24 protein-coding genes and 2 tRNA genes are annotated in these 26,435 nt (G+C 67.6%); 10 read left to right on the top strand and 16 right to left on the bottom strand.

The genetic code is table 11. The features are described 5' to 3' along the window. The first annotated feature begins 236 nt into the window (after positions 1-236). Positions 237-1,658, top strand: a complete 1,422-nt coding sequence (locus tag ON23_RS19255; protein WP_039779877.1) for a short-chain fatty acyl-CoA regulator family protein — start codon at positions 237-239, stop codon at positions 1,656-1,658. On the opposite strand, the gene recG is transcribed toward ON23_RS19255, so the two are convergent. Both recG and ON23_RS19265 read right to left on the bottom strand, forming a co-directional pair. Beyond that, positions 1,659-3,950, bottom strand: a complete 2,292-nt coding sequence (gene recG / locus ON23_RS19260; RefSeq protein WP_039779878.1) for an ATP-dependent DNA helicase RecG — start codon at positions 3,948-3,950, stop codon at positions 1,659-1,661. It abuts the gene before it with no gap. After that, on the bottom strand, positions 3,951-5,825 hold the full coding sequence (locus ON23_RS19265) for a DAK2 domain-containing protein (protein ID WP_039779879.1): 1,875 nt from the start codon (positions 5,823-5,825) through the stop codon (positions 3,951-3,953). 323 nt (positions 5,826-6,148) lie between these two features. Here ON23_RS19265 and rpmB point away from each other — a divergent pair, with 323 nt between their 5' ends. Both rpmB and ON23_RS19270 read left to right on the top strand, forming a co-directional pair. Beyond that, positions 6,149-6,340 (top strand): 50S ribosomal protein L28, encoded by a 192-nt coding sequence (gene rpmB / locus ON23_RS36960; RefSeq protein ID WP_011210730.1) that lies wholly within the window; start codon positions 6,149-6,151, stop codon positions 6,338-6,340. Between the two features lie 58 nt (positions 6,341-6,398). Further along, a complete protein-coding gene (locus tag ON23_RS19270) occupies positions 6,399-6,977 on the top strand; it encodes a GNAT family N-acetyltransferase (protein ID WP_094024290.1) in 579 nt (192 codons plus the stop codon). Here ON23_RS19270 and ON23_RS19275 read toward each other — a convergent pair. The 3 genes from ON23_RS19275 to ON23_RS19285 form a co-directional block, all read right to left on the bottom strand. Further along, positions 6,961-7,236: a hypothetical protein gene (locus ON23_RS19275; RefSeq protein WP_039779881.1), complete on the bottom strand. Its 276-nt coding sequence runs from the start codon at positions 7,234-7,236 to the stop codon at positions 6,961-6,963. The two genes, ON23_RS19270 and ON23_RS19275, sit on opposite strands and share 17 nt — an antisense overlap. Before the next feature lie 38 nt (positions 7,237-7,274). Next, positions 7,275-7,952 (bottom strand): uracil-DNA glycosylase, encoded by a 678-nt coding sequence (locus ON23_RS19280; protein WP_039779897.1) that lies wholly within the window; start codon positions 7,950-7,952, stop codon positions 7,275-7,277. 74 nt (positions 7,953-8,026) lie between these two features. Beyond that, positions 8,027-8,983 carry a thiamine-phosphate kinase gene (locus ON23_RS19285; protein WP_039779898.1) on the bottom strand — a complete coding sequence of 319 codons (957 nt, stop codon included), beginning with the start codon at positions 8,981-8,983 and terminating at the stop codon, positions 8,027-8,029. Between the two features lie 244 nt (positions 8,984-9,227). Between ON23_RS19285 and ON23_RS19290 the strand changes: the two genes are divergently transcribed. Continuing rightward, positions 9,228-10,094 carry a DUF3515 family protein gene (locus ON23_RS19290; protein ID WP_083904085.1) on the top strand — a complete coding sequence of 289 codons (867 nt, stop codon included), beginning with the start codon at positions 9,228-9,230 and terminating at the stop codon, positions 10,092-10,094. A gap of 5 nt (positions 10,095-10,099) precedes the next feature. On the opposite strand, the gene ON23_RS19295 is transcribed toward ON23_RS19290, so the two are convergent. The 3 genes from ON23_RS19295 to ON23_RS19305 are packed head-to-tail and all read right to left on the bottom strand — an operon-like array spanning position 10,100 to position 12,579. Then, entirely contained in the window at positions 10,100-10,399 is a 300-nt protein-coding gene (locus ON23_RS19295; protein WP_039779882.1) for a DUF6191 domain-containing protein, read from the bottom strand. A gap of 31 nt (positions 10,400-10,430) precedes the next feature. Beyond that, a complete protein-coding gene (locus ON23_RS19300) occupies positions 10,431-11,549 on the bottom strand; it encodes a D-alanine--D-alanine ligase family protein (protein ID WP_039779883.1) in 1,119 nt (372 codons plus the stop codon). Positions 11,550-11,583: 34 nt separating this feature from the next. Beyond that, positions 11,584-12,579 carry an NAD(P)H-dependent glycerol-3-phosphate dehydrogenase gene (locus tag ON23_RS19305; RefSeq protein ID WP_039779884.1) on the bottom strand — a complete coding sequence of 332 codons (996 nt, stop codon included), beginning with the start codon at positions 12,577-12,579 and terminating at the stop codon, positions 11,584-11,586. 112 nt (positions 12,580-12,691) lie between these two features. Here ON23_RS19305 and cofC point away from each other — a divergent pair, with 112 nt between their 5' ends. The 3 genes from cofC (at position 12,692) to ON23_RS19320 (ending at position 16,805) form a co-directional block, all read left to right on the top strand. Beyond that, entirely contained in the window at positions 12,692-13,471 is a 780-nt protein-coding gene (cofC, locus tag ON23_RS19310; RefSeq protein WP_039779885.1) for a 2-phospho-L-lactate guanylyltransferase, read from the top strand. A gap of 71 nt (positions 13,472-13,542) precedes the next feature. Continuing rightward, the gene (locus tag ON23_RS19315) at positions 13,543-15,759 is read left to right on the top strand and encodes an RNA degradosome polyphosphate kinase (protein ID WP_039779886.1); all 2,217 of its coding nucleotides are present in this window, start codon (positions 13,543-13,545) and stop codon (positions 15,757-15,759) included. 83 nt (positions 15,760-15,842) lie between these two features. Next, a complete protein-coding gene (locus ON23_RS19320) occupies positions 15,843-16,805 on the top strand; it encodes an NUDIX hydrolase (RefSeq protein ID WP_083904087.1) in 963 nt (320 codons plus the stop codon). An 86-nt stretch (positions 16,806-16,891) separates the two neighbouring features. Here the strand turns inward: ON23_RS19320 and ON23_RS19325 are convergent, their stop codons facing one another. The 3 genes from ON23_RS19325 to leuC form a co-directional block, all read right to left on the bottom strand. After that, on the bottom strand, positions 16,892-17,548 hold the full coding sequence (locus tag ON23_RS19325) for an HU family DNA-binding protein (RefSeq protein WP_039779887.1): 657 nt from the start codon (positions 17,546-17,548) through the stop codon (positions 16,892-16,894). A 156-nt stretch (positions 17,549-17,704) separates the two neighbouring features. Then, positions 17,705-18,313 carry a 3-isopropylmalate dehydratase small subunit gene (gene leuD / locus ON23_RS19330; protein WP_036503809.1) on the bottom strand — a complete coding sequence of 203 codons (609 nt, stop codon included), beginning with the start codon at positions 18,311-18,313 and terminating at the stop codon, positions 17,705-17,707. Between the two features lie 36 nt (positions 18,314-18,349). After that, positions 18,350-19,774 carry a 3-isopropylmalate dehydratase large subunit gene (leuC, locus tag ON23_RS19335; protein WP_039779888.1) on the bottom strand — a complete coding sequence of 475 codons (1,425 nt, stop codon included), beginning with the start codon at positions 19,772-19,774 and terminating at the stop codon, positions 18,350-18,352. A gap of 236 nt (positions 19,775-20,010) precedes the next feature. Here leuC and ON23_RS19340 point away from each other — a divergent pair, with 236 nt between their 5' ends. Together ON23_RS19340 and ON23_RS19345 are read left to right on the top strand one after the other, a co-directional pair. After that, the gene (locus tag ON23_RS19340; RefSeq protein ID WP_030512998.1) at positions 20,011-20,712 is read left to right on the top strand and encodes an IclR family transcriptional regulator; all 702 of its coding nucleotides are present in this window, start codon (positions 20,011-20,013) and stop codon (positions 20,710-20,712) included. A gap of 54 nt (positions 20,713-20,766) precedes the next feature. Further along, positions 20,767-21,267, top strand: a complete 501-nt coding sequence (locus ON23_RS19345; RefSeq protein ID WP_039779889.1) for a pyridoxamine 5'-phosphate oxidase family protein — start codon at positions 20,767-20,769, stop codon at positions 21,265-21,267. Between the two features lie 68 nt (positions 21,268-21,335). Here the strand turns inward: ON23_RS19345 and ON23_RS19350 are convergent. From ON23_RS19350 to ON23_RS19365, 4 genes are all read right to left on the bottom strand, one after another. After that, positions 21,336-21,408: transfer RNA gene (locus tag ON23_RS19350), tRNA-Glu, on the bottom strand. A 138-nt stretch (positions 21,409-21,546) separates the two neighbouring features. Next, a tRNA-Gln gene (locus ON23_RS19355) sits at positions 21,547-21,618 on the bottom strand. 210 nt (positions 21,619-21,828) lie between these two features. Next, a complete protein-coding gene (gene gltX / locus ON23_RS19360; RefSeq protein ID WP_039779890.1) occupies positions 21,829-23,286 on the bottom strand; it encodes a glutamate--tRNA ligase in 1,458 nt (485 codons plus the stop codon). Between the two features lie 14 nt (positions 23,287-23,300). Then, complete coding sequence (locus tag ON23_RS19365; RefSeq protein WP_039779902.1) at positions 23,301-24,074, bottom strand: fumarylacetoacetate hydrolase family protein; 774 nt, start codon at positions 24,072-24,074, stop codon at positions 23,301-23,303. 165 nt (positions 24,075-24,239) lie between these two features. On the opposite strand from ON23_RS19365, the gene ON23_RS19370 reads away from it, so the two are divergent. Next, a complete protein-coding gene (locus tag ON23_RS19370) occupies positions 24,240-25,415 on the top strand; it encodes an MFS transporter (protein ID WP_039779891.1) in 1,176 nt (391 codons plus the stop codon). A 195-nt stretch (positions 25,416-25,610) separates the two neighbouring features. On the opposite strand, the gene ON23_RS19375 is transcribed toward ON23_RS19370, so the two are convergent. Beyond that, positions 25,611-26,234 (bottom strand): Uma2 family endonuclease, encoded by a 624-nt coding sequence (locus tag ON23_RS19375; protein ID WP_244969959.1) that lies wholly within the window; start codon positions 26,232-26,234, stop codon positions 25,611-25,613. Positions 26,235-26,435 lie beyond the last annotated feature (201 nt).

Here is a 26,435-nt window from a genome sequence, read left to right on the forward strand (position 1 = left end):
CTGCCGGAAAGCTGTCTGCGGCGGGCACCAGCAGCCTTTCCGGCAACCTTTTCCACCCGGTAGTTCACCACCTCCGAGCAGCACGTCCGCTATCGTGCACACACCGGATCCGGCCGCATACTTCGCACGCTACGCATTACCGAAGTTGATCAAAACTCCTTGCAACAGCAGATTTTTGTACGCGCCGAGTCGCGAAATTGCAATGATTGCGAAGATGTGAAGGTAGCATCTGCGGCGTGCGCAAGATGTATGCGGGTGCCCGGTTACGGCGGTTGCGCGAAGAACGACGGATGACCCAGGCCGCCCTGGCCAAGTCGTTGGAGCTTTCGCCCAGCTATCTCAATCAGCTCGAACGTGACCAGCGACCCCTGACGATTCCCGTTCTCCTGAAACTCAATTCGACCTTCGATCTGGATGTGCAGTTCTTCGCCGCCGACTCCGACGCGCGCCTGGTGTCGGACCTGCACGAGGTGCTGGTGGAGGCGGCCGGCGGTACCGCCCCGCCGGCCGCGGAGGTCGAAGACCTCGCCACCCGGCTACCGGAGGTCGCCAAGACCATCGTCGCGATGCATCGCCGTCTGCGCGCCACGACCGATCAGCTCGATCTGTTGTCGTCGAAGGTCGCCGCACCCGCCGGGGCACCCGGCGTCCCGATGCCCTACGAGGATGTGCGCGACTTCTTCTACGACCACCACAACCACATCCCCCAGCTGGATCTGGCCGCCGAACAGCTGTTCGACGAATGCGGCCTGACCATCGGATCGATCGATCGCCAACTGGCCCGCGTGGCCGAGGAGCGAGCCGGGGTCACCGTTCTGGTCCGCGGCGACGGCGCCGACCCCGCTGTTCCGAAACGGCGTTACGACCCCGAGACCCGCACCCTCATCCTCGCGCGCCGGCTGCGCCCCGGTCAGCGGGCATTCCAGATCGCCACCACGCTCGCCTTCCTGCTGCACGGCGATCTGCTCGACGAGGTCCTCGACGCCACCCCGTCGCTCGTCGGTGAATCGCGGGCCCTGGCCCGGGTCGGCCTGGCCAACTATTTCGCGGGCGCGGTGGTGCTGCCGTACGGGAAGTTCCTGCGGTCGGCCGAGGAACTGTCCTACGACATCGACCTGCTCTCCCTGCGTTTCGAGGTCGGCTTCGAGACGGTCTGCCACCGGCTGAGCACGCTGCAACGGCAGGGACAGCGCGGGGTGCCGTTCTTCTTCGTCCGCACCGACCGCGCGGGCAATATCTCGAAACGCCAGTCCGCCACCGCGTTTCACTTCTCCCGGGTGGGCGGCAGTTGCCCGCTGTGGGTGGTGCACGAGGCGTTCTCCCATCCCGGCCGGATCCTCACGCAGGTCGCGGCCATGCCGGACGGCCGCCGCTATCTGTGGATCGCGCGCACGACCTATCCCAGTCCGCACGGATTCGGCACCGCCACCAAGGAATTCGCGGTCGGGCTGGGATGCGATATCGAATACGCCGATCGGCTGGTGTATTCCCAAGGCCTGCAACTGGACGAGCCGGCCGCCGCGGTGCCGATCGGCGCCGGCTGCAAGGTGTGCGAGCGGCCCGCCTGCCCGCAGCGCGCGTTCCCGCAGATCGGCCGCCCGCTGGCGGTCACGGAGAATTCCACTGTCGATCTGCCGTATCCGCCCGCGGTCCGCTGATCAGGACTTCGCCAGATATTCCAGCCGCTCGGAGTCGACGGCGGCATGCATCATGTTCCTCAATCCCGGATGGTCGGTCAGTCCCGGATCGGCGTCGACGACCTCCCGCGCCAGCACCTGGGCGGTGGTGATGACGTCGAGATCGTCGAGCAAGGAGAGCAGTTTCAGGCTGCGCGCGGTACCCGACTGCGCCGAACCGAGCACGTCCCCCTCCCGGCGCTGCCGCAGATCGAGCACCGACAGTTCGAAACCGTCCAGCGTGCCGGCCACCGCCTCGAGCCGCGCCATGGCCGTACCCATCGGCGAGGTTTCGGTGATGAGCAGGCACAGACCGGGATGCTTGCCGCGGCCCACGCGGCCGCGCAGCTGATGCAGCTGGCTGACGCCGAACCGGTCGGCGTCCACGATGACCATGACGGTCGCGTTGGGCACGTCGACTCCGACCTCGACCACCGTGGTGCAGATCAGCACGTCGATATCGCCGTCGTTGAACGAGCGCATGACGCGGTCTTTGTCGTCGGTGGGCAGCCGGCCGTGCAACAAGCCCAGACGCAGGTCGGCCAGCGCCCCGGTGCGCAGCGTCTCGAAGACGTCGATCGCGGCGTGGGTGGTCGGTTCCTCGCCCGCGTCGTCGTCGGCCTTTTTCCGGGTCTTGCCTTTCGACTTGGCGCCCTTCTTCGTTGCGCCGTCGTCCTCCTCGTCGCCGATGCGGGAGCAGACCACATACGCCTGCCGGCCCGCCGCGACCTCCTCGCGGATCCGCTCCCAGGCGCGCTCGACCCATGCCGGTTTCATCCGGGCGGGCACGACCCGGGTGGTGATGGGTGAGCGGCCGCGCGGCAGTTCGGTCAGGGTGGAGGTTTCCAGATCGCCGAGGGTGGTCATCGCGATGGTGCGCGGAATCGGCGTCGCGGTCATCACCAGCAGATGCGGGGTGATGCCGTCTTTCGCCTTGGCGCGCAACGCGTCTCGCTGCTCCACACCGAAGCGGTGCTGTTCGTCGACGATCACCATGCCCAGATCGAAGAATTCGACCGCGTCCTGGATCAGCGCATGCGTGCCGATCACGATGCCGGCCGTGCCGGTCACCACGTCCAGCAGTGCCGCCTTCTTCGCACTCGCCGACATCGAACCGGTCAGCAGCACCACCTTGGTGGCATGGTCGGCGGCGCCCAGTTCACCCGCCGCACCGAGATCGCCGAGCATGGACCGCAGCGACCGGTAATGCTGGGCGGCAAGGACTTCCGTCGGCGCCAGCAGCGCACACTGCAGTCCGGCGTCGACCACCTGCAGCATCGCGTGCAGGGCGACGATGGTCTTACCGGAACCGACCTCACCCTGCAGCAGCCGGTGCATCGGATGCGGGCGCGACAGGTCTCCGGAGATCTCGGCGATCACCTTGTTCTGGCCGGCGGTCAGCTCGAACGGCAGGCGCTGTTCGAATTCGACGGCGATACCGTCGGAGCGCGGCGGGCACGGCCGCGCGGTGCGCCCGGCGGCGTCGTGTCGGCGCTGGGCCAGCACCAGCTGCAACGCCAGCGCCTCGTCGAAGCGCAGCCGCTGCCGGGCCTGGTCGATATCGGATTTGCGTTCGGGCAGGTGGATCAGCCGCAACGCATCCGAGACCGGAAGCAGTTCGTGGTCTTCGCGAAGGTCCGGCGGCAGCGGATCGTCGATCGGGTCGAGCTGGTCGAGCACCTGGCGCACACACGCCAGAATGTCCCAGCTCTGCACCTTCGCGGTTGCCGGATACACCGGGATGTATTCCCGTTCGAAGAACGAGATGTCCACTCCTCCGGCGCCTTTCGCGCTCTCCGCCAGGCCGCGGAGGGCGCCGCCGCCGCGCACGGAGGTGAGACTGTCCACCGATTCGGCGGTTTCGGGCAGGATCAGATACGACGGATGCGACAGATTCCAGCGGTCCGGCCGCCACCAGTGCACGGTGCCCGACATCATCGCCCGAACACCCTGTTTGACAAGGTAATTCACCTTGTCGCCGTTGAAGAAGGTGATCTCCACCGGTTTCGCCGAGCCGGTGTCGAGTTCCACCTTGAGCAGTTTGCCGCGACGCTGGCGCATCGGCCGCAGTTCGGTCTTGCTCACCCGGCCCACCACCGTGATGTGGGCGCCCTCCTCGGGGGCCTCCTCGGTGAGCGGCTGGCCCTGGGTGGCGTAACGCAGCGGATAGTGCCGCAGCAGATCCTCGACGATATGCATATCGAAGGCGTCGGCCAGCGGTTCGGCCGCCTTCACCCCCAGCACGTGATCGAGCCGGTCGCTCAGTGTCGCCATCTACTCCACCCCGATCTGGACCAGGTCCACGGCCTGACCGCCGTCGTAGGTGACGACCTCCACGCCGGGAAATTCCGTGGTGATGTGTGCGGTGAGCTCGTCCGCCAACCCGGCGGGCGCCTGCGCGCCCAGCAGGAGCGTCACCAGTTCCCCGCCCAAGCCGAGCATGCGATCGAGCAGGGTCCGCGCGGCTCGGCGCAGGTCCGGATCGATGACGACCACGTCGTGGCCCACGAGGCCGAGTCCGTCGCCCTGCTCGCACGTGCCGACGATGGTCAGCGCGCGTTCGGCGGCGACGCGGACCGCACCCCACCGGGTACTGGCGGCCGACTGCGACATCGTCAGCGCGTCGTCGACGGCCAGGCTGCCGCTGTCGTGCAGGGCCAGCGCCGCCAGCCCCTGCACCATGGAGCCGCTGGGCAGCATCATCACCTCGCGCCAGCCGTCCCGGGCGGCCATACCGATCGCCACCAACTCCGGCGCCGGCAACGCCCCGTTGGGCAGCACCAGCACCTCCCGCTGCGGCATCGCGCGAATGGCGGCGAGCAGTCGATCGGCGGTCACCGCGCCGGTGAGCACGACCGCACCGGAGTCCTCGAACAACCGCACCGCCCCCGCGCCGGTGGCGATCGCGAGAATGCCTCGATCGGACTGTCCCTGCGCGGCAACGGAAGCGCCGGACAAACCCTCGATCCGGATATTGCCCAGGACGCCGGCGGCCAGGCCCGCCTCCACCGCCGCACCGGCATCGGCACAATGCACGTGCGCCGACCAGCTGCCCTCGCCGTCGCCCACCACGACCACCGAATCCCCCAGCGCGGCAAGGGCATCGCGCAGGCGGTCGATGCGCGCCGGATCGGACTCGACGATCCGGTACATGACCTCGTACTGGGGCGCGCTCGCCCGATGACGCCGGCCGGGTTCCTTCCCGGCGCGCCGCACGGCCTCCGTGCCGGATGCCTGTCGCGGCGAAATCACCGGCAACGCAGCATCTGCAGACCTGGTCGGCGCACTGACGATGTGTGCGTAATCGGAGTTCCCCGGCGGTACAGCGCGAGTCGTCACGGGGCCGTCGCCCGCGATCACTTCCAACGGTGCCTTCTCCGGCAGCTCCGAAGACGAATCCGCATGCACCGCGGTGTCGTTCGCATGCACGTCCGGCGAATCCTCGTCGGCACCGTGACGTACTCGTCCGGTCGCCGTCCGCGCGGCGTCCGAGGCAGTCACCCGGTAGACCGGACGCGCGGGTGCGCTCCCGGTGCACACCTCTACCAGGGCATCCAGCAGGACCAGCAGCCCGCGCGCCCCGGCATCGACCACACCGGCCGCGCGCAGCACGACCAGTTGTGACGGTGTCTCCCCCAGCGCCTTCACCGCGCCGTCGGCGGCGGCGACGGCCACCGCGGCGACCGTCTGTTCCACACAGTCCTCCGCGTGGTCCGCGGCCGCTTCCAGCACGGTGAGCATGGTGCCCTCGACCGGCTCGCTCAGCGATTCCCGGACCAGTACCGCCGCCCGGCGCAACGCGATGCGCAGCGTGGCCGCGGTGAGGTCGTCGTGATCGGCCGACTCGGCCAGCCCCCGCAGCACCTGCGACAGGATGATCCCCGAATTGCCGCACGCCGCGGCGGTCGCGGCCCGCGCCATGGCGCCGAGCGGATCGGCGGCGTCGGACGGGTCCGCGTCGCCCTGCGCTTGCGTCGCGGCCAGTGCTGCGCGCATGGTGATCAGCAGATTGGTTCCGGTGTCGGAATCGGCCACCGGGAAGACGTTCAGCGCGTTGATCTCCTCGCGGTGCGCGAGCAGGCGTTCCACACACAGCGCACCCCACTGCCGCAGTGCGGCCGCATCGAGCCTCTCCCGGACCCCGCGCACGTCACCGTCCTTCCCGCCACCGCGATCACACCGTCGAACCCGCCAGCCAGGGTAGTCGGCCGCACCGACACCCTCGACACGCGAAGCCGGGTAGGGACGCGGATCCGGCGGCGGTGACGAAGCGGCCGCGGACGGGTGCCTGGGGCGAGCCCCGGGGCGATTGGACATCGAATACGGCCGACCGCTACTCTTGCAGGGTTGCCTCACGCGGCCCCTGCCGGTTGCGTTCACCGGCGGTAGCGCCGGTAGGCATTGAGGATAAAGTTTCCGGACAGGCTGTCTCACCGACAGCGGTCCCCCATGACATGAAGGAGCTCGCGACTATGGCTGCCGTCTGCGACGTCTGCGCCAAGGGCCCCGGCTTCGGTAAGTCGGTTTCGCACTCGCACCGGCGCACCAACCGTCGCTGGAACCCGAACATCCAGACCGTTCGTGCCCAGGTTGCCCCCGGCAACACCCGCCGCATGAACGTCTGCACCTCCTGCCTGAAGGCCGGAAAGGTTGTTCGCGGCTGAGCTGCGTAGACATCTTCGACGCCCCGGCGCACCCACAGGGTGACCGGGGCGTTGTCATGTGGTCACCCGGCGAGACGCGATGGTGAGCCCGCATCGCCCGCGGATCGCGGCGGCGACCCCCGAATACGCCCGTGATCTGGCGATCTGCCATATCGAATCGTGGCGTGAGGCGTACCGCGGACTGGTGCCCGAGCATATGCTCGCCGCCTTCGACGTCGACCGTCGCGCCGCTCGGTGGGCCGCGCTCATCGACTCGATCGGCGAGAGCACGGCGGCCGATCGAACGGCCCACACCATCGTGCTGGCCATCGACGACACCCGCGCCCCCGGCGACCGCGTTCTCGGATTCGCGCACGCCGGCCCGCCTCGCGACGAACCGCGCGTCGCCGATCGGGAACTGTATGCGCTCTATGTCCGGGCCGACCGATACGGCACCGGAATCGCACAGGAATTGCTGCGTGCGATTCTCCTCCCCGACACCGACACCGCGTTATGGGTGTTCGAGGAGAATCCACGCGCCCGGAATTTCTATCGAAAGTTCGGATTCGCCGCCGACGAGGCCCGCCGAATCGAACCGTTCTCCCTGGCGAGCGAGATCCGGATGATCGCCCGCCGCCCGATTACTGGGCGCCGTTGAAGCAGTCGAGTCCGCCCTGCGCGCTGATGCTCTGGAAGATGCACAGACCGCGCGCATTGACGTTGGACGACAGCGACGACGAACCCGTCTGCGGATCCCACAGGGCCAGCACCGGTCCCGCGTGCTGAGTGGTGACCTCTTCCTGCGGGGTGGCCGGCTCCAGCGGCAGGCCGGCGGCCTGCGCTATCGCGGGTGCGCCGAGGACCGCCGCACCGGCGGCGACGGCGACTACGGCACCGCGCACGGATGTGATCTGCATGCATCTGCTCCTGTTTCGCTCGAACTGTTACGCCGCGGTCAGGGCAAGCGCCAATCGACCGGGGCGGCCCCCAATGTACCGAGCAATTCGTTGGTGCGGGAGAAAGGCCTCGATCCGAAGAAACCGCGCGAGGCGGACAACGGTGAGGGATGGGCGGATTCGATGGTCGGGACGTCGCCGAGCATCGGCTTCAACGTCGAGGCGTCGCGGCCCCACAGGATCGCGACCAGCGGCTGCTCACGCGCAACGAGCGCGCGAATCGCCTGCTCGGTCACCGCTTCCCAGCCCTTGCCGCGATGCGACGCGGGCTGGCCGGGCGAGACCGTCAGCACTCGGTTCAGCAGCAGCACACCCTGATCCGACCACGGCGACAGGTCGCCGCACGACGGGGTCGGATGGCCGAGATCGCGCGAATATTCGGAGAAGATGTTCGCCAGGCTGCGCGGCACCGGCGAAACATCCGGCGCCACCGAGAAACTCAATCCCATCGCATGCCCGGGAGTGGGGTACGGATCCTGTCCGACGATCAGCACGCGCACCTTGTCGAAGGGGCGGGTGAAGGCGCGTAAGACGTTCTCGCCCTTGGGAAAGTAGCCACGGCCGGCGGCGTTCTCCGCCCGCAGGAACTCCCCCATCTCGGAGATCCGGTCGGCCACCGGTTCCAATGCCTCGGCCCAGCCCGTATCGATGATCTGCGGCAGTGGTTTCGCGCCCATGTCGGGAAAAGATAGTCGCCGCGGCTCGGCGTCCGCACGCCACCCACCCGCCGTCGCATCGTCGGGCCGCATCGTCATTCGCCCCCTCCGAACGACTCCCAGCCCAGCGGCCCCGACCACGGCGCTCCGTCGACGAAAACGCCCGAGCCGGTGCACACCCGGCCGATCGCCCGCCAGCCCGGCGGGACCACTGCGCCGGCCGCGAAGGTGGCGGCGAACGCGTGATCCTCACCGCCGGTGAGCACCCAGCCGAGCGCGTCGGCGTGCAGCGCGGCGGCGACCGGAGACAGCGCCGGATCCGCCACCGCCGCCGCGTCGACATCGACCGCCGCGCCGGAGGATTCGGCGATATGCGACAGATCGGCGAGCAGTCCGTCGGAGACGTCGGTCATCGCGGTGATCTCCGTGCCATCCGGCAGCTCCAGCACGGCGGAATAGGGCGGTCGCGGAACACGATGGGCGGCAACCACATCGGCGAACAGCTCGGCATCGGAACCGCTGTCCGCACCGGCCGACAGTGCCGCCAGCCCGGCCGCCGACCAGCCGAGCCGCCCGGCGACCGCGACGATATCGCCGTCGCGTGCCCCGGAGCGCAGCACGGCCCGGCCGCGGGGGTCACCGAATGCGGTCACCGAGATCACCAGCTGCGGGCTGCGCACCACATCGCCCCCGGCGATCGGGGCCCCGGCCCGCCGGGCCTCGGCCCACATGCCGTCGGCCAATCCGTCGACAAATGTCACCGGCGTCTCGGCGGGGCACCCCAGCGACACCACGAACGCGCTGGGCGTGGCACCCATCGCGACCACGTCGGCGGCGTTCTGCGCGATCGCCTTGGCCCCGATCTCCTCCGGACGCGACCAGTCCAGCCGGAAATGCCGATCCTGCACGAGCATGTCGGTGCTGACCACATAGCGCCCGGCCGGCGCCGCGACCACCGCCGCATCGTCCCCGGGCCCCAGCTCGACGCCGCCACCGAACGACCGCCCGGCGTTCATCCGTTCGATCAATGCGAATTCGCCCAGGTCGCGCACGGTGCGCGGGCCGCTCTCGGTGATGTCGCTCTCCTTCTCCACACCCGGTCAGGTCACCGGGGACATCACACTCCGACGCTACCCTGTGCCTGTGCGGCGGCACCGGCCCGCTGTGGACTCCTCGGGGCGCGGCGCCCGGACGCCGCGGGAGCGCGCCGACGGCCGTTCGATACCCTCGAACACGCATTTCCAGACAATCAGCCGGGCGCGACGCCCGCTCGGCACGAGTGGAGACGAATCCCGGATGAGTAGCGAGACGGACCGGCCGACAGCGGGCACCCCGCAGCCCGACCGACCGGAGTCCGAGCCCGGCCTCCCCGCCGCGGCCGCCCCGGAATCCGCTACCGACCGGCCCGAGAACTCCGCGCCGACCGTGGCCGAGACGCCCGCAAGCCCCGGGGCCGATGAGACCGACAGCTCCGACCGCGCGGACGCGGATGCAGCGGCCGAGTCGTCCGGGTCGCAGCCGGCGGACTCCGAGCCCACCGAGCGCAGCGATTCCGAGCCCACCGAGCGCGGCGATTCCGACGGCGCACCCGCCGCCGAGCAGGCATCCGCCGACGATGCCGGCCCCCAGCTGCATCCGGCGCTGATCGCTACCGCTGTCGCACTTCCGGTCGCGCTGATCGTCGTCGTCCTCGTCATCGCGGCCATGTCGCGACAGTCGGCCGGGCGCGAGCCGCTGGCGCTGGGCTCGGTACCGGCGCCCGCCGCGCCGAGCCAGGATTGCACCACCCTGCTGGCCGCGCTGCCGGAGTCACTCGGCGACGACTACACCAAATCCGAACTGGCCCAACCGGCTCCGCCCGCGACCGCGGCCTGGCAGCTGCCGGGCGGTGGCGATCCGATCGTGCTGCGCTGCGGCCTGGACCGGCCGCTGGAATTCACCAAGGCCTCCGCGCTACAGGTGGTCAACGGCGTGAACTGGTTCGAGGTGCGCGATCAGACCAGCGGCGTGACCTCCGGCACCTGGTACGCGGTGGATCGCGGCACCTACATCGCTGTGACGATGCCCACCAAGGCGGGACCGTCTCCCCTGCAGGAGATGTCGAACACGATCGGCAAGTCCTTGCCGGCGAAGCCGCTCGACCCGGGACCCGTGCCGAACTGAGCCGGTCAGGATCGCGGTAGCCGCGCCCGTCCGGAGCTCAGGTCGATGTCCGCGGCGCCGGGAGTTCCGTCGCCCGGGTTCTCGCGGTGCATGAGAACCGTCTGCCGCTCCTCGAATTCGTGCCGTTTACCCGCGTCGAACAGGGCGTCGAACTGCTCGAACCCCATCCCCGCCGCACTCGGCCCCGCGGACTCGCGCATCCACGGCAACGCGGCACGCCCGGTCATCTTCCGGTAGGCCACCTCGGCGAACGCGACCGCGATGATCAGCAGCGCCAATCCGGGCAGAGTCATCGCGAGAATCATCCCACCCAGATTACGCGCGCCGCACCGCCGCTCAGCGCAGTCCGGTGCCCCGGGTCAGCGCCGTCTCGATCAGGGTGGTGATCAGGGTGCGATTGTCGATACCGGTGGCATCCCACATGCGCGGATACATGGAGATGGAGGTGAATCCGGGCAGGGTGTTGATCTCGTTGATCACCGGTCCGGATTCGGTGACGAAGAAGTCGACCCGCGCCAGCCCCTGGCAGTCCAGCGCCCGGAACGCCCGCACCGAGAGTTCCCGGATCTGTTGCGAGATATCGTCGTTCAGCTTGGCCGGGATATCGAACTCGCACACGTCGTCGAGATACTTGGTGTCGAAATCGTAGAACTGCGGTGCGCCGGAGGCGGTTTCGCGCTCGGAGATGGCGTCGTCGGGCATGCGGATCTCGGCGATCACGCTGGCCTCCACCCGGCCGTCCGGGAATTCCAGTACGCCGCACTCGACTTCGCGGCCGACGATGGCGGCTTCCACGATCACCTTCGGATCGTGCAGGCGGGCCGCGGCGATCGCCGAATCGAGATCGATCCAGTCCTCGACCTTGGTGATGCCGATCGAGGACCCCCCGCGCGCGGGTTTGACGAAGACGGGCAGGCCGAGCCGGTCGCGGTCGGCCTCGCTCACCGAATCGGTGCCGGGGCGCAGCACCACCTGCGTGCCGACCGGAAGTCCTTCCGCGGCAAGCAGTTTCTTGGTGAACTCCTTGTCCATGCCGGTGGCGCTGGCCAGCACGCCGGGGCCGACGTACGGCACACCCGCCAACTCCAGCAGCCCCTGCAGGGTGCCGTCCTCACCCCACGGACCGTGCAGTACCGGGAACACCACGTCGACCACGCCCAGGACCGCTTCGGCGCCGTCGAGCGCGACCAGGGCGCCCGAGCGGCTCGGATCGGCGGCCAGGGTCAGCACGGTGCCGGCCGAGTCGACCGTGGGCAGCGCGCGCTCGCGGATGGCGAGTGCGCGCGCATCGGCGCTGCTGAGCACCCAGGCGCCCTCGCGGGTGATGCCGATGGGCACCGCCTCGTAGCGTTCGGGATCCAGGTTCGTCAGCACCATGCCGGCCGAAACGCACGACACCGCGTGTTCGTTGCTGCGGCCACCGAACACCACCGCAACCCTGATCCGGTTTGTCATAGTCCGAACCGTACCCCGGCCGGACCGAAATCATTCATTCCGGTTTGATCCGCCGACCGAGTAATTGCCCGACCGCATCGGACACCGAGAGCCCCTCGTGACAGACCCGATGCACCGCGGTGGTCAGCGGCATCTCCACATGGTGGGTCTCGGCCAGCGCCCGGATCGAGGTACACGACTTCACACCCTCCGCGACCTGCCCGTGCGTCGCGTCCTGCGCGGCGCGCATCGAACCGCCGGCGCCCAGCACATGACCGAAGGACCGGTTGCGCGACAGCGGCGAGGTGCAGGTTGCCACCAGATCGCCCACCCCGGCCAGACCGGCCAGCGTGACCGGATTCGCACCCAGCGCCACCCCGAGCCGGATGATTTCGGCGAGCCCGCGGGTGATCAGACTGGCGACGGAGTTGTCGCCCAGGCCCATCCCCGCGGCGATCCCGCACGCCAGCGCGATCACGTTCTTGCACGCGCCACCGATCTCGCAGCCGATCACATCGGTATTGGTGTAGGGCCGGAAATAGCCGGTGGCGCAGGAATGCTGCACGGCCTCCGCACGCGCGGCATCGGAGCAGGCCACCACCGAGGCGGCCGGCTGTTCGGCGGCGATCTCGCGCGCCAGGTTCGGACCCGACAACACCGCGATGCGCCCGGAATCCGCGCCGGTCACCTCAGCGATGACCTCGCTCATTCGCATCAGTGTTCCGGTCTCGATGCCCTTGGCCAGGCTCAGCAGCGTCGCATCGGAGCGGATGGCCGCGCGCCAGTGCGCGAGATTGGGACGCAACGACTGCGACGGGACCGCCAGTACGACGATGTCGGCGTCGTCGAGGGCTACCCGGTAGTCGTCGGTCGCCGCGATCCCGTCGAGCCACACATCGGGTAGATAGGCGGGATTGCGGTGTTCGGTCGCCACGGCCTTCGCGATCTCGGGCCGTCGCGCCCACACCGTGACCTCGGTACCCGCGTCGTTGAGCACTTTCGCGAATGCGGTACCCCACGATCCCGCACCCATCACTGCCGCCCTCGTCATCGTTTCAATATGCCACTCGCCGCGACGCGAGTACCCGGTACTCGGGGGTTCGCGTGTTCGATCGGTCACCGCTCCCGGGCTGCGGGCACCCGGAACGTGCGACCATGAACGCATGCGTCCGGATGCCGTCCACGCCGTGATCGCGGTCAAGCACCTCGACCGCGCCAAGAGCCGACTCGCCGACCGATTGCCGGCCGGCGAACGCTCGCGGCTGGTGCTGGCCATGCTGTCGGATACGGTCGCCGCGACCCTGGCCGCCGGGCTGGGCTCGGTCACGGTGGTGACACCCGATCAGCGCGTCGCGACCGTCGTGCGCGAACTCGGTGCCGCGGTGCATCCGGATCCGTCCACGGCGGCGTCCGCCGATACCGCCCGGTCCCGCCCGGACAGCGACGGCCTGAACACCGCGCTGGCATCGGCCGCCGCCGCCGTGCGCGAGCGCCACGGCGCTGTCGATCTGCTTGCGCTGCAAGCCGATCTACCGGCCGTGCACGCCGACGAGCTGCGGGCGATGCTCGCCGCGGCCCCCGTCACCGGCCGCTCCGTGATCGTCGACCACACCGGCCGGGGCACCGCCGCCCTGCTGGTCCGCGCGGCCGGTCACACCCACGCGGCGGATTCGCTCGCCCCGGCGGCGATGGCCGATGTCGCCGCCCTGCTGCCCCGCTTCGGGGCGGATTCCGCGCGCCGCCACCGGGAATCCGGTGCGGTGGAACTGGGCGGGCACTGGCCCGGTCTGCGACTGGACGTCGACACCGCGGAGGATCTCGACCGTGCGCTGTCGCTCGGGGTCGGCACGGCCACCGCCGCGCTGTTGCGCGACATCGGCTGGCCGGTAGGTGTTCACGAGAACCTCATCCGGAGGTGTGCCGCACCGTCACATGTGTGCTAGATGATCGCCAGGCCTCGATGAGAGGCCGCACAACGGTGGTGTCGAGCGCGACACCACCCGAGCCGTAAGGAATGATCGTGAGCGTGAGCGAAACGGAGACCGTCCCGCAACAGCCCCGGCTACCGGCGGCCCCGCCGGCGGCCACGCCACCGCCCACCACGGCCGCCGCGGCACAGTTGCCCGCCGATCGCTACCTCAATCGAGAACTGAGCTGGCTGGATTTCAACGCCCGCGTACTGGCCCTGGCCGAGGACCCTTCGGAACCATTGCTGGAACGCGCCAAATTCCTCGCCATCTTCTCCTCGAACCTCGACGAGTTCTACATGGTGCGGGTGGCCGGCCTCAAACGCCGCGCCGAGGCCGGCCTCTCGGTCCGCTCCGCCGACGGCCTGTCACCCACCGAACAGCTCACCCTCATCGCCGAACGCACCCAGGAACTGGCCGGCCGGCATGCGCGGGTCTTCCTCGACCAGGTGCGGCCCGCACTGGCCGAGGACGGTATCGCCATCATCGGCTGGGCCGATCTGGACGACGACGAACGCGGCCGGCTGTCGGGGTACTTCCTCGACCAGGTGTTCCCGGTGCTGACCCCGCTCGCGGTCGATCCCGCCCACCCGTTCCCCTACATCAGCGGCCTGAGCCTGAATCTGGCTGTCACGGTGAAGGATTCCGAGACCGGCGGGGAGCACTTCGCCCGCGTGAAGGTGCCCGACAACGTCGACCGCTTCGTCCGGGTGCGCCGCACTCTCAACGAAACCCCCGGCGCCCGCCGAGATTCCGACATCACCGCTGCCCCCCGGCTGGCCGCCTTCCTGCCGATGGAAGATCTGATCGCCGCCCACCTCGATCAGCTCTTCCCGGGAATGGAAGTGGTGGAACATCATTCGTTCCGCATCACCCGCAACGCCGACTTCGAGGTCGACGAGGACCGCGACGAGGATCTGCTGCAGGCCCTCGAACGCGAATTGGCCCGCCGGCGCTTCGGATCGCCGGTGCGCCTGGAAGTTTCCGACGATATGACCGAGCACATGCTCGAGCTGCTGCTGCGCGAACTCGACGTCGACCCGGGCGATGTGATTCAGGTACCCGGCCTGCTCGACCTGTCGTGCCTGTGGCAGGTCTACGGCGTCGACCGGCCGCTGCTCAAGGACGCCCCCTACGTTCCGGCCACCCCGCCCGCGTTCGGTGAAAGGGAAACGCCGCGAAACGTTTTCGCCGCCCTGCGCGAGGGTGACGTGCTGGTGCACCACCCCTACGATTCGTTCTCCACCAGCGTGCAACGGTTCATCGAACAGGCCGCGGCCGATCCGCAGGTGCTGGCCATCAAACAGACCCTCTACCGCACCTCCGGCGACTCTCCCATCGTCAACGCGCTCATCGATGCCGCCGAGGCCGGTAAGCAGGTCGTCGCGCTGGTCGAGATCAAGGCCCGCTTCGACGAACAGGCCAACATCAAATGGGCACGCGCCCTGGAACAAGCGGGCGTGCACGTGGTTTACGGCCTCATCGGCCTCAAGACGCACTGCAAGACCTGTCTGGTGGTGCGCCGCGAAGGGGCCACCATCCGCCGCTACTGCCATATCGGGACCGGTAACTACAACCCGAAGACCGCGCGGCTCTACGAGGACGTCGGACTGCTCACCGCCGCACCGGAAATCGGCGCCGACCTCACCGACCTGTTCAACTCGCTGACCGGCTATTCGCGAAAGGCCAACTACCGCAACCTCCTGGTCGCGCCGAGCAGCGTGCGCTCGGGCATCGTGGAACGGATCCGGCGCGAGACCGAACTGGCAGCCCAGGGTGTGCCGGCTCGAATTCGCCTCAAGGCCAACGCGATCGTCGACGAGCAGATCATCGACGCGCTCTATCGCGCGTCCCAGGCCGGAGTGCCGGTGCAGATCGTGGTGCGCGGCATCTGCGGGCTGCGCCCGGGTGTGCCCGGGATGAGCGACAACATCGAGGTGCGCTCGATTCTCGGCCGGTTCCTGGAACATTCGCGCATCATGCATTTCCAGGCCCAGGACGAGTACTGGATCGGCAGCGCCGACATGATGCATCGCAATCTCGACCGGCGCGTGGAGGTCATGGCGCAGGTGAAGGATCCGAAGCTGCGCGAGCGGCTGGCGGTGGTGTTCGATTCCGCACTCGATCCCGCGACCCGGTGCTGGGTGCTGCAGCCCGACGGCAGTTGGGCGGCCCAGCCGAGCCCCGAGGCCTTGGGTCGCGGCGTGCAGGTGCGTGACCATCAGGAGTTCCTCATGCGACTGCGGAGGCCGGACCAGCAGTGAAATCCTCGGCGACACGAGATTTCGATCGGTCCCCGGACGACGGCGACACCGCCCTCGATCGCCCCGGCGACACCGGCGGGTGGATGAGCGACGGCAAGGTGGATGCAGGTGAGAGCAGTTCGGGCGACACCATCTCGGATCCGCGGGTGACCGCCAACATCATCGCCGCCGGCGCGGTCGTGTGGCGCCGGCCCCGCGACGGCGGCCCGGTCGAGGTGGCCCTCGTCCACCGGCCGAAATACGACGATTGGTCGCTGCCCAAAGGAAAGCTCGACCCGGGCGAAACCCCAATGGTCGCGGCCGTGCGCGAAGTGGCCGAAGAAACCGGCCTGAACTGCCGTCTGGGGCGCTATCTCGGTCGGGTCACATATCCGGTGCCCGGACATCGCAAACTCAAACGAGTGGACTATTGGGCGGCCACTCCCGTCGACGGCGAGTTCGTCACCAATTCCGAAGTCGACCAGCTGCGCTGGCACCGGGTGGACCGGGTGATGGATCAACTGTCCTACCCGATGGATCGCCGCATCATCCGCAATTTCCTGCGCCTGCCGCCGGATACCGCGACCCTGGTGCTGGTGCGGCATGCGAAAGCGGGCCGCCGCGACCGATTCACCGGTCCCGACGACGAACGGCCACTGGAAAAGGCCGGTCGCGCACAGGTTCAGGTGCTGACACCGAATCTGCTCGCCTTCGGCCCGGGAGCGGTGTACTCGGCGCCTCCGCTGCGGTGTGTGCAGACCGTCGCGCCGGTCGCCGACGCCCTCGGCCTCGATATCGCCCGCGAGCCGCTGCTGTCGGAAAGCGGTTATGCCGCAGCACCGCAGGCCGGTGTGGATCGGCTGCGGGAACTGGTCTCCCCCGACATCGTTCCGCTCGTGTGCAGTCAGGGCAAGGTCATTCCGGATCTGCTGCAACGCTGGGCCGACGACGACGGTCTCACCCTGCCGCCGGCCCGGAACCGCAAGGGCAGCGTGTGGGTGCTGTCGGTCGCCGACGGACGGCTGGTCGCCGCCGATCACCTCGATCGGTCCCTGCGTACCCACTGAAACCTGCGTACCTGAAACCTGCGTACCCACCGAAACGCAATGACCCCGGACCGAACGGACCGGGGTCATTGTCGTCGCGTCACTCGCTATCGCCGCGTGGTGCGCTTGGTTGCCGCCGTGCGCTTGGCAGCGGTCTTCTTGGCAGGCGCCTTCTTGGCCGCGGTCTTGGCCGCGGTCGTCTTCTTGGCCGCGGTCTTCTTGGCCGTCGCCTTGGTGGCCGTGGTCTTCTTGGCCGGAGCCTTCTTCGCCGCGGTCGTCTTCTTCGCCGTGGTCACCTTCTTCGCGGGCGCCTTCGCGGCTGCCTTCTTGGCGGTCGTCTTCTTCGCCGGGGCCGCCTTCTTGGCCGTGGTCTTCTTCGCGGCGGTCTTCTTGGCCGTGGTCTTCTTGGCGGCGGCCTTCTTCGCCGCACCCGACACCGGCGCTGCCACACCGCGTTTCACGGCCGGACCGGCCGCCGCGATCTTCTGCTTGCCCGAGATGATCGCCTTGAACTGCGCACCCGGGCGGAACGCGGGCACCGAAGTGGGCTTCACCTTCACCGTCTCGCCGGTTCGGGGATTACGCGCCACCCGTGCCGCCCGCTTGCGCTGTTCGAATACACCGAATCCGGTGATTGTGACGCTCTGACCCTTGTTCACCGCACGCACGATCGTGTCGACAATGTGCTCGACTGCCGCAGTGGCCGTGCGCCTGTCAGTACCCAACTTCTCGGTCAGAACATCGATCAGTTCCGCCTTGTTCATTGAATCCTCCGCAGACTAATGGCCCGTCGTCGGACCGACTAGGTACCACGGTAAACCCTGAATGGGCAAGAGTCTATGTGCCACGCCAAATTTCATGTGGCGTGGCACACGCGCAGCAACCTCGATTGGTTGCTCTCAGCTAACACTCGAGACTGTTCAGTCCCCGGAAATAGCCGCTGGAATGGTGGTCGGTTTCCAAGACGGCCTTGCCTTTTCGAACTGCTCGATGGCCTCTTCCTGCCGAAGTGTGAGTCCGATGTCGTCCAGACCTTCCAGCAGCCGCCACCGGGTGTAGTCGTCAATATCGAAGGGCAACACGGTGGTTCCAGCGGCCACAGTGCGCGCCTCGAGATCCACGATCAATTCCAGGCCGGGATGTTCTTCGATCAACTTCCAGAGCAATTCGACATCATGTTGTGACATCTGCGCGGCCACCAAGCCGCCCTTACCGGCGTTGCCCCGGAAGATGTCGGCGAAGCGGGAAGAGATCACCACCCGGAAGCCATAGTCCATCAATGCCCAAACCGCATGCTCTCGCGACGATCCCGTACCGAAATCCGGACCCGCGACCAACACACTTCCCCGGTCGAACGGGCTGGTGTTCAGAATGAAGCCCGGATCCGAACGCCAGGCGGCGAACAGACCGTCCTCGAATCCCGTTCGGGTCACCCGTTTCAGATAGACCGCCGGGATGATCTGGTCGGTATCGACATTCGACCGGCGCAACGGCACGCCGATCCCCTTGTGCACCTTGAACGGTTCCATAGTTGCTCCTGTAGTCCTGAGGTGAATTCCGGCCGGTCAGTTCAGATCCGCAGGCGCCGACAACCGGCCCCGCACCGCCGTCGCGGCCGCGACCTGCGGCGAAACCAGATGCGTGCGGCCGCCTTTACCCTGACGCCCCTCGAAGTTGCGGTTCGATGTCGAAGCACACCGCTGACCGGGAGAAAGCTGATCCGGATTCATTCCCAGGCACATCGAGCAGCCGGCCTGACGCCATTCCGCGCCGGCGGCGGTGAAAATCTCGCCCAAACCCTCGGATTCGGCCTGGGCGCGCACCCGCATCGAACCCGGAACGATCAACATCCGCACGCTCTCGGCCACCTTGCGGCCCTTCAGAACGTCCGCCACGGCCCGCAAATCCTCGATCCGGCCGTTCGTGCACGACCCGACGAAAACGGTATCCACGGACACCTCACGAAGCGGAGTACCCGGCTCCAAATCCATGTAAGTCAGCGCCTTCTCAGCGGCCGCTCGCTCGTTTTCGTCGGCGAAATCCTCCGGATTCGGCACCGCGGCGCCCAGCGGGGCGCCCTGACCGGGGTTGGTGCCCCAGGTGACGAACGGTGTCAGCGACGAGGCATCCAGGTGCACCTCGGCGTCGAAGGTGGCGTCCGGATCGGTCTTCAGCGCCTCCCAGGCGGCCACCGCCGCATCCCAGTCCGCGCCGGTCGGAGCATGTTCGCGGCCCTTCAGGAATTCGTAGGTGACCTCGTCGGGGGCCACCATGCCCGCCCGGGCACCGGCCTCGATCGACATGTTGCACATCGTCATCCGCGCCTCCATCGACATGGCGCGCACGGCCTCGCCGCGATATTCGAGCACATAGCCCTGTCCGCCGCCGGTACCGATCTTCGCGATGACCGCCAGAATCACGTCCTTGCTCGTGACGCCGGGCGGCAACTCACCGTCGATATTGATCGCCATGGTCTTGAACGGCCGCAGCGACAACGTCTGCGTCGCCATCACATGTTCGACCTCGCTGGTGCCGATTCCCATCGCCAGCGCACCGAATGCACCGTGGGTGGAGGTGTGCGAATCACCACACACCACGGTCATGCCCGGCTGGGTCAAACCCAGCTGCGGACCGACCACGTGCACGATGCCCTGTTCGATATCACCCATCGGATACAGCCGGACGCCGAATTCCTCGCAATTGCGCCGCAGGGTTTCCACCTGCGTGCGCGAGATCGGATCCGCGATCGGCTTATCGATATCGACCGTCGGCACATTGTGGTCCTCGGTCGCGATGGTCAGATCCGGCCGGCGCACCGGACGACCCGCCGCACGCAGCCCGTCGAAGGCCTGCGGGCTCGTGACCTCGTGCACCAGGTGCAGATCGATGTAGATGAGATCGGGTTCGCGCTGCGCGCCCTCCCCCGCACCCCGTGCGACGACATGCTGATCCCAGACCTTCTCCGCCAGCGTGCGTGGCCGTTCGGCCATGACAACCACCTCCTGTGTTATCCGCGACGGCTTCGCCGTCGTGGGTTCGCGGCCCCTTGGGCCTCGATCTTTCCCTCCTCCACTCAGTCGCTGCGCTCCCTCGCTCCGTCGGTCCAAAATCGAGGCGGGCCGCGAACTCGCAGGTGGAACCCCTGTCAGAAGTCCACTGGAGGTGCGTACTCGCGGGGTTCGATCAGACTTGCCAATCTCACTATGCGAGACGCTAATATCGTTCTATGAGACAGCATAGCGGTATCGGGGTGCTCGACAAAGCCATGGCCGTGCTTTACGCCGTGGCCGAACAACCGTGTGGGCTCAACGAGCTGTGCACCCGCACCGGACTGCCCCGGGCCACCGCGCATCGGCTGGCCGTCGGGCTGGAGACCCATCGCATGCTGGCCCGCGACGCCGCCGGTTCGTGGCGGCCCGGCCCGGCGCTGTCGGAGCTGGCCACCACCGCCGAGGACCCGCTGCTCGACGCCGCCGCCGTCATCCTGCCCCGGCTGCGCGAGATCACCGGCGAGAGCGTGCAGCTCTACCGGCTCGACGGGCACTCCCGCATCTGTGTGGCCGCCCTCGAACCCACCTCCGGCCTGCGTGACACCGTCCCGGTCGGCGCCCGCCTGCCGCTGACCGCCGGATCGGCCGCGAAGGTCCTGCTGGCCTGGGCCGACCCGGAACTGCAGCGCGGCGTCCTGGCCGACGCGGTCTTCGGCGAGCGCGCCCTGGCCGAGGTCCGCCGCCGCGGCTGGGCGCAGAGCGCCGCCGAACGGTCCGCGGGTGTGGCCAGCGTCTCCGCGCCGGTGCGCGACGGATCCTCTCAGGTGATCGCCGCGGTCTCGGTATCCGGTCCGATCGATCGCATGGGCCGGCGCCCGGGTGCGCGCTGGGCCGCCGACCTCGTCGCCGCCGCCGATGCCCTGCACAAGCGACTCTGAGCACCGGATCACGAGCTGTGATTCCGGCCATACGCCGTAAAGTATCGTGACCCCATGGGAGTGAACCAACGCGCGCAGATCGTGATGTCCGAGACGGAGATCACCGAATTCCTGGAACGCAGCCGCATCATGACGCTGGCGAGCCTGGGCAAGAACGGAACGCCGCATCTCACGGCGATGTGGTACGGCCTGGTCGACGGGGAGATCTGGTTCGAGACGAAGGGCAAGTCGCAGAAGGCGGTGAATCTGCGGCGCGATCCGCGCGTCACCGTCCTGGTCGAGGCGGGCGACACCTACGACCAGTTGCGCGGGGTCTCGATCGAGGGCCGCGCGGAGATCGTGGAGGACCCGGAAGCACTGTTCAAGGTCGGCGTCAGCGTCTGGGAGCGCTACACCGGCCCCTACACCGAGGAGTTGCGCCCCATGGTGGAGGCGATGCTGAACAAGCGCATCGCGATCCGCGTGGTGCCGGAACGGGTGCGCAGCTGGGACCACCGGAAGCTCGGTATGCCCGCGATGCCGCCGGGTGGATCGACCTGGCCGGTGCAGGACTGACCGCACGCCGGCAAGAGACGTCGGAAACGAGAAAAGCCCTCCAGCTCGCGCTGGAGGGCTTTCGAATGTAGCCCCGACGGGATTTGAACCCGCGCTACCGCCTTGAGAGGGCGGCGTCCTAGGCCGCTAGACGACGGGGCCAGAGGACTTCCCCGAGGGGAGATCTCCGTGGATCTTTCGATCGAGGAGGCTCGGCAAGCTTAACCGGCCGAGACCCGGCGACCAAATCGCCGGGATGCTGTTCCGTCTCGACCGAACGAAGCGAATCAACATTCTCCGCTGGGGTACCAGGACTCGAACCTAGAATGGCTGAACCAGAATCAGCTGTGTTGCCAATTACACCATACCCCAATGACCTGGGCTTTCAGCCTCTCCCCTGCCGGTTCGAGGCCCTCGTTCCGGGCCGAGAAGAAGAGTACCAAACCCCTCCCCGATATATACAAATCGTCTGGTCAGAGCCACTTTTCAGCGCCGGTACGGCCCGCCTGGCTCCCATCGGGCGGTCACGAAGCCGCGACCGCCCGACGCAACGACCGATTCGGGCACCAGCCGGCACGGCTACTACGCCAGCGCGGCGCGCAGCCGCTGCATGGTCACCTCGCGGCCGAGCAGCTCCAGCGATTCGTACAGCGGCGGGCTGATGTGCGATCCGGTGACCGCCACCCGTACCGGACCGAAGGCCTTACGCGGTTTGAGCCCCAGATCGTCCACCAGAGCCTTTTTCAGCGCCTCCTCGAGCACGGGTGGCGTCCATTCGGAAACACCGTCCAGCGCCGCCACGGCCGCCCGCACCACCGGCACCGCGTCGGGGCCCAGATTTTTTTGCGCCGCGGCCTCGTCGACAGCAAACTCCTCGGCGGGCACGAACAGAAACTTCAATAGATCCCACGCATCACCGAGAACCACGATCCGGGTCTGCACCAACTCGGCCGCCGCGGCGAAAACTCCGTCGTCCACTTCGGCGCCGATGTGGCCCTGCGCGGTGAGGAACTCCCGCAACCTGTGGGCGAAATCCCCGGTGTCCAGCAAACGAATGTGTTCGGCGTTGATCGCGTCCGCCTTCTTCTGGTCGAAGCGCGCCGGATTCGAATTTACTTTCGATATCTCGAACGCATCGACCATCTCCGCCATCGAGAAGACATCGCGGTCGTCGGCGAGGCTCCATCCGAGCAAAGCCAGGTAATTCAGCAAACCTTCAGGAATGAATCCGCGATCCCGATGCGCGAAGAGATTCGACTCCGGATCACGTTTGGACAACTTCTTGTTGCCCTGGCCCATCACGAAGGGCAGATGACCGAACTCCGGGGTGAACTCCGCCACCCCGATCCGCTGCAATGCGGCATACAGCGCGAGCTGGCGTGGAGTGGACGAAAGCAGATCTTCCCCGCGCAACACGTGTGTGATTTTCATCAGTGCGTCGTCGACCGGATTCACCAGCGTATAGAGCGGATCTCCGGTGCCGCGGGTGAGCGCGAAATCGGGCACCGTTCCGGCCTTGGCAGTGATCTCTCCGCGAACCAGATCGTTCCACACCAGATCGGTGGCGGGCATCCGCAACCGCACCACCGCCGGGCGGCCCTCGGCCTTGTAGGCGGCGATCTGCTCGGGGGTCAGATCGCGGTCGAAGTTGTCGTAGCCGAGCTTCGGATCGCGTCCGGCGGCGCGGTGACGGGCCTCGACTTCGTCTGGGGTGGAGAAGGATTCATAGGCTTCACCGGCCGCCAGCAACCTCTGGACGACATCGAGATGAAGCTCACGACGCTGCGACTGACGGTACGGACCGTAGGGACCGCCGACCTCCGGCCCCTCGTCCCAGGTCAGTCCGAGCCACCGCAACGCGTCCAGAATCGCGCGGTACGACTCCTCGGAATCGCGTGCGGCATCGGTATCTTCGATACGGAAGACGAAGGTGCCGCCGTGGTGGCGAGCGAACGCCCAGTTGAACAGCGCGGTGCGGATCAGGCCGACATGCGGTGTGCCGGTGGGTGACGGGCAGAATCGGACCCGTACGTCAGTCATATTCCTTCTCTCGATCAACGTTTGGCGGCAACAGGATTGGTGAGGGTGCCGATACCCTGAACCGTCACGGATACGGTTTGCCCATCCGTCATCGGTCCTACACCTTCCGGCGTACCGGTGAGAATGACATCACCGGGTAGCAATGTCATCACCCTGGTCACCCACTCGATCACCTTCGGAATGTCGTGCAGCAGAAGTGAAGTCCGGCTGCGCTGGCGCACCTCACCGTCGAGTTCGGTGGTGATCTCGAGATCGCCCGGATCCAGTTCGGTTTCGATCCAGGGTCCCAGCGGGCAGAAGGTGTCGTAGCCCTTGGCGCGCGTCCACTGTCCGTCGTGGCGCTGCTGGTCACGCGCGGTGACATCGTTGGCGACGGTGTAGCCGAGGATGACGTCGGCGGCCCGGGCGGCCGGCACGTCCTTGCACGGGCGGCCGATCACCACCGCCAGCTCACCCTCGTATTCGACCTGAGAGGAATTGGGCGGCAACAGGATCGGCAGGTTCGGCCCGACGATGGCAGTGTTCGGCTTGAGGAAGATCACGGGATCCTCCGGTGCCGGGCTGCCCATCTCCGCGGCATGCGCGGCGTAGTTCTTCCCGACGCACACCACCTTGCTGGCCAGAATGGGAGCCAGCAGACGCACATCGGCCAGCGGCCAGGTACGGCCGGTGAATGTCGGGGTACCGAACGGATGCTCGGCGATTTCACGAGCGATCTCGTCGGAACCGTCGGTTTCGATACTCACGAACGCGACCCCATCGGGGCTGGCAACACGACCTAGACGCATGGCGAAGAGTCTATCCACCTGCCCGAACACGGCCGACCACCCGGTCTGCGACGGACGAATGTGACGAATTTCGAGTTGCCTACCGGGCACATCCTGGGTGTACGGTAGGACTCTGTTCACAGAGTAAGACACTGATCCCAATATATGAGATTCGAGGTGAGGGTGATGACCACCGTGACACAGGTGCGCGCGACCCGGCGGTGGACCATGCTCGCCCTCGGAGTCTTCGCCCAGAGCTCGAGCGCGGTCATCGTGCACGGAACCCCGTTTCTGCTGCCGGCGCTGACCGACCGTGGAATGCCCTTGGCCACAGCGGGTCTGCTGGTCGCGATGCCGACGGTGGGCCTCGTGTGCACGCTGATCGCCTGGGGATACATCGTCGACCGCGTCGGCGAGCGCTCGGTCCTGGTCGCCGGCCCGGTCGTGATGTGTGTGGCAGGTGTGGCTGCTGCGACGGCGACCAACTACGGCGCACTGGGTGTGCTGCTCTTTCTGGCCGGCATGGGCGCTGCCAGCACCAATGGCGCGAGCGGCCGGGTGATCGTCGGCTGGTTTCCCGTCGATCAGCGCGGGCTGGCGATGGGTATCCGGCAGACCGCACAGCCACTGGGCGTCGCGATCGCGGCGATGTCGATACCGGCTGTCGCTGCGGCACACGGATTTTCCACGGCGATCCTGGTTCCGGCGGCGATGGCGGGCGTCGCGGCGATCGGCTGTCTGATCGGCATCGTCGACCCGCCCCGCCCGGCGAGCACCGGGGAGCACCCCGACAACCCGTATCGGGGCGATTCCACGCTGTGGCGCATCCACGCGGTGTCGGTGCTGCTGGTGGTTCCGCAGGCCACCCTCTGGACGTTCGCGCTGCTGTGGCTGCATCGCGACGCCGGGTTGTCGCTGCCGGTGGCCGGGGCGATCGTCACCGCGACCCAGATCCTGGGCGCCGCCGGGCGCATCGGCGCGGGTGTCTGGTCCGACCGCGTCGGCAGCCGTCTGCGGCCGTTGCACACCGTGGCGATCGCGGCCGTGGTCTCCATGGCGGCGCTGGCGGGCGCGGCTTGGTTGCACTGGTGGTGGGCGGCGATCCCGATCCTGTTCGCCGCGTCGGTGATCACCGTGGCCGACAACGGCCTGGCCTTCACCGCCGTCGCCGAGATCGCCGGTCCGTACTGGAGCGGGCGCGGCCTGGGCATCCAGAACACCGGCCAGAATCTGGCATCCGCCGCTGTCGCACCGATTTTCGGCGCCCTCATCACCGCCGCCGGCTTCCCGGCGACCTATCTGGTCGCCGCGATCATCGCCGCGGCCGCTGTCCCCATGGTGCCGATCGCCCGCAACCGCTGACCCCCGGGTTCCCCACGGCCGCATCTCTTTCCGTCACAGTACGGAGCGCGACCGTGGGGAAACCCTACGCCGCCAACGTTTTTCGAGGTTGTACCTACAACCTGACGTGAGCGGTCGTTGCTCAGGGACGATGCCGGAAAGACAGAGTCGAACCGTCCTGGATCGATACCCGCCCCTTGATGCGGATCGCCCTGATCAGAATTCGATCAGCGCCGCGGGATCGAACTCGACCCGAAACACCTTGTCCGCCTCGATATCCGCGCTGAAGCTGCTTCCTTCGGCAACCGTCGGCTCCCATTGGTAGCCGTCGTCGCCGAGCACGGAACGATGGATTCGGATATGCGGCTGATGTTCGATGATCCAATACTGCGGGATCCCGAGTGCCGCGTACTCGCGGACTTTGCGCACCCGATCGGTGCGCTCGCTACCGCTTCCTCGCGACACGACTTCGACTACGAGTAGCAGCTCGGTGCCCGGAATCAGCTTCGGTGTCTCATCCAGCACCGCCGCCCGCGCCACCTCACGCGGGATGATCAAGACATCGGGTTTACGCACGCCACTGGGCGTGCTGATCTCCCACTCCCCGCCGTCCAGCACTATGACCTCAGCGTCACCCGCTGCGGATTCGACGACCCGGGCCACAGTGCGCGCAATCCAGTTGTGCCGAGCCCCCCTCGCGACTTCGATCAGCCACCCGTCCTCGAGTTCCAGCCCTTTGCCGTCTTCCGGTTGTTCGTGCAGGTCGAGCACGGTGTACGGACCGAATCCGACGGCACCGGTGCTGCGCTCCGCCGCCATATCGCCTCCAGGTCTGTGCATGCATCGACGGCCTGCGTCGGTGGCGGTCAATGCTAGCCGGTGGCGATCGACAGCAACCAGCGCCGCGATCACCGAGCCACGAGGACTGTGGTTATGTCCGGCCCCTCTGCCGCAACGAGAACTGCGTGTGTGTCGGACTCATGACACCCATCCGAATGCATCGTGCCGGAGCCGCACACACGACAATCCCCCTGTCGCGCA

Source organism: Nocardia cerradoensis NBRC 101014 (assembly GCF_000308535.1).
GTDB lineage: Bacteria > Actinomycetota > Actinomycetes > Mycobacteriales > Mycobacteriaceae > Nocardia > Nocardia cerradoensis.

What these genes read in the sequence shown, in the direction of transcription:
- recG (WP_039779878.1), bottom strand. Translation starts at nt 3,950, where the DNA reads ATGGCGACACTGAGCGACCGGCTCGATCACGTGCTGGGGGTGAAGGCG.
- rpmB (WP_011210730.1), top strand. Translation starts at nt 6,149, where the DNA reads ATGGCTGCCGTCTGCGACGTCTGCGCCAAGGGCCCCGGCTTCGGTAAG.
- ON23_RS19275 (WP_039779881.1), bottom strand. Translation starts at nt 7,236, where the DNA reads ATGCAGATCACATCCGTGCGCGGTGCCGTAGTCGCCGTCGCCGCCGGT.
- ON23_RS19280 (WP_039779897.1), bottom strand. Translation starts at nt 7,952, where the DNA reads ATGGGCGCGAAACCACTGCCGCAGATCATCGATACGGGCTGGGCCGAG.
- ON23_RS19290 (WP_083904085.1), top strand. Translation starts at nt 9,228, where the DNA reads ATGAGTAGCGAGACGGACCGGCCGACAGCGGGCACCCCGCAGCCCGAC.
- ON23_RS19295 (WP_039779882.1), bottom strand. Translation starts at nt 10,399, where the DNA reads ATGATTCTCGCGATGACTCTGCCCGGATTGGCGCTGCTGATCATCGCG.
- ON23_RS19300 (WP_039779883.1), bottom strand. Translation starts at nt 11,549, where the DNA reads ATGACAAACCGGATCAGGGTTGCGGTGGTGTTCGGTGGCCGCAGCAAC.
- ON23_RS19305 (WP_039779884.1), bottom strand. Translation starts at nt 12,579, where the DNA reads ATGACGAGGGCGGCAGTGATGGGTGCGGGATCGTGGGGTACCGCATTC.
- cofC (WP_039779885.1), top strand. Translation starts at nt 12,692, where the DNA reads ATGCGTCCGGATGCCGTCCACGCCGTGATCGCGGTCAAGCACCTCGAC.
- ON23_RS19315 (WP_039779886.1), top strand. Translation starts at nt 13,543, where the DNA reads ATGATCGTGAGCGTGAGCGAAACGGAGACCGTCCCGCAACAGCCCCGG.
- ON23_RS19320 (WP_083904087.1), top strand. Translation starts at nt 15,843, where the DNA reads ATGAGCGACGGCAAGGTGGATGCAGGTGAGAGCAGTTCGGGCGACACC.
- ON23_RS19325 (WP_039779887.1), bottom strand. Translation starts at nt 17,548, where the DNA reads ATGAACAAGGCGGAACTGATCGATGTTCTGACCGAGAAGTTGGGTACT.
- leuD (WP_036503809.1), bottom strand. Translation starts at nt 18,313, where the DNA reads ATGGAACCGTTCAAGGTGCACAAGGGGATCGGCGTGCCGTTGCGCCGG.
- leuC (WP_039779888.1), bottom strand. Translation starts at nt 19,774, where the DNA reads ATGGCCGAACGGCCACGCACGCTGGCGGAGAAGGTCTGGGATCAGCAT.
- ON23_RS19340 (WP_030512998.1), top strand. Translation starts at nt 20,011, where the DNA reads ATGAGACAGCATAGCGGTATCGGGGTGCTCGACAAAGCCATGGCCGTG.
- ON23_RS19345 (WP_039779889.1), top strand. Translation starts at nt 20,767, where the DNA reads ATGGGAGTGAACCAACGCGCGCAGATCGTGATGTCCGAGACGGAGATC.
- gltX (WP_039779890.1), bottom strand. Translation starts at nt 23,286, where the DNA reads ATGACTGACGTACGGGTCCGATTCTGCCCGTCACCCACCGGCACACCG.
- ON23_RS19365 (WP_039779902.1), bottom strand. Translation starts at nt 24,074, where the DNA reads ATGCGTCTAGGTCGTGTTGCCAGCCCCGATGGGGTCGCGTTCGTGAGT.
- ON23_RS19370 (WP_039779891.1), top strand. Translation starts at nt 24,240, where the DNA reads ATGACCACCGTGACACAGGTGCGCGCGACCCGGCGGTGGACCATGCTC.
- ON23_RS19375 (WP_244969959.1), bottom strand. Translation starts at nt 26,234, where the DNA reads ATGCACAGACCTGGAGGCGATATGGCGGCGGAGCGCAGCACCGGTGCC.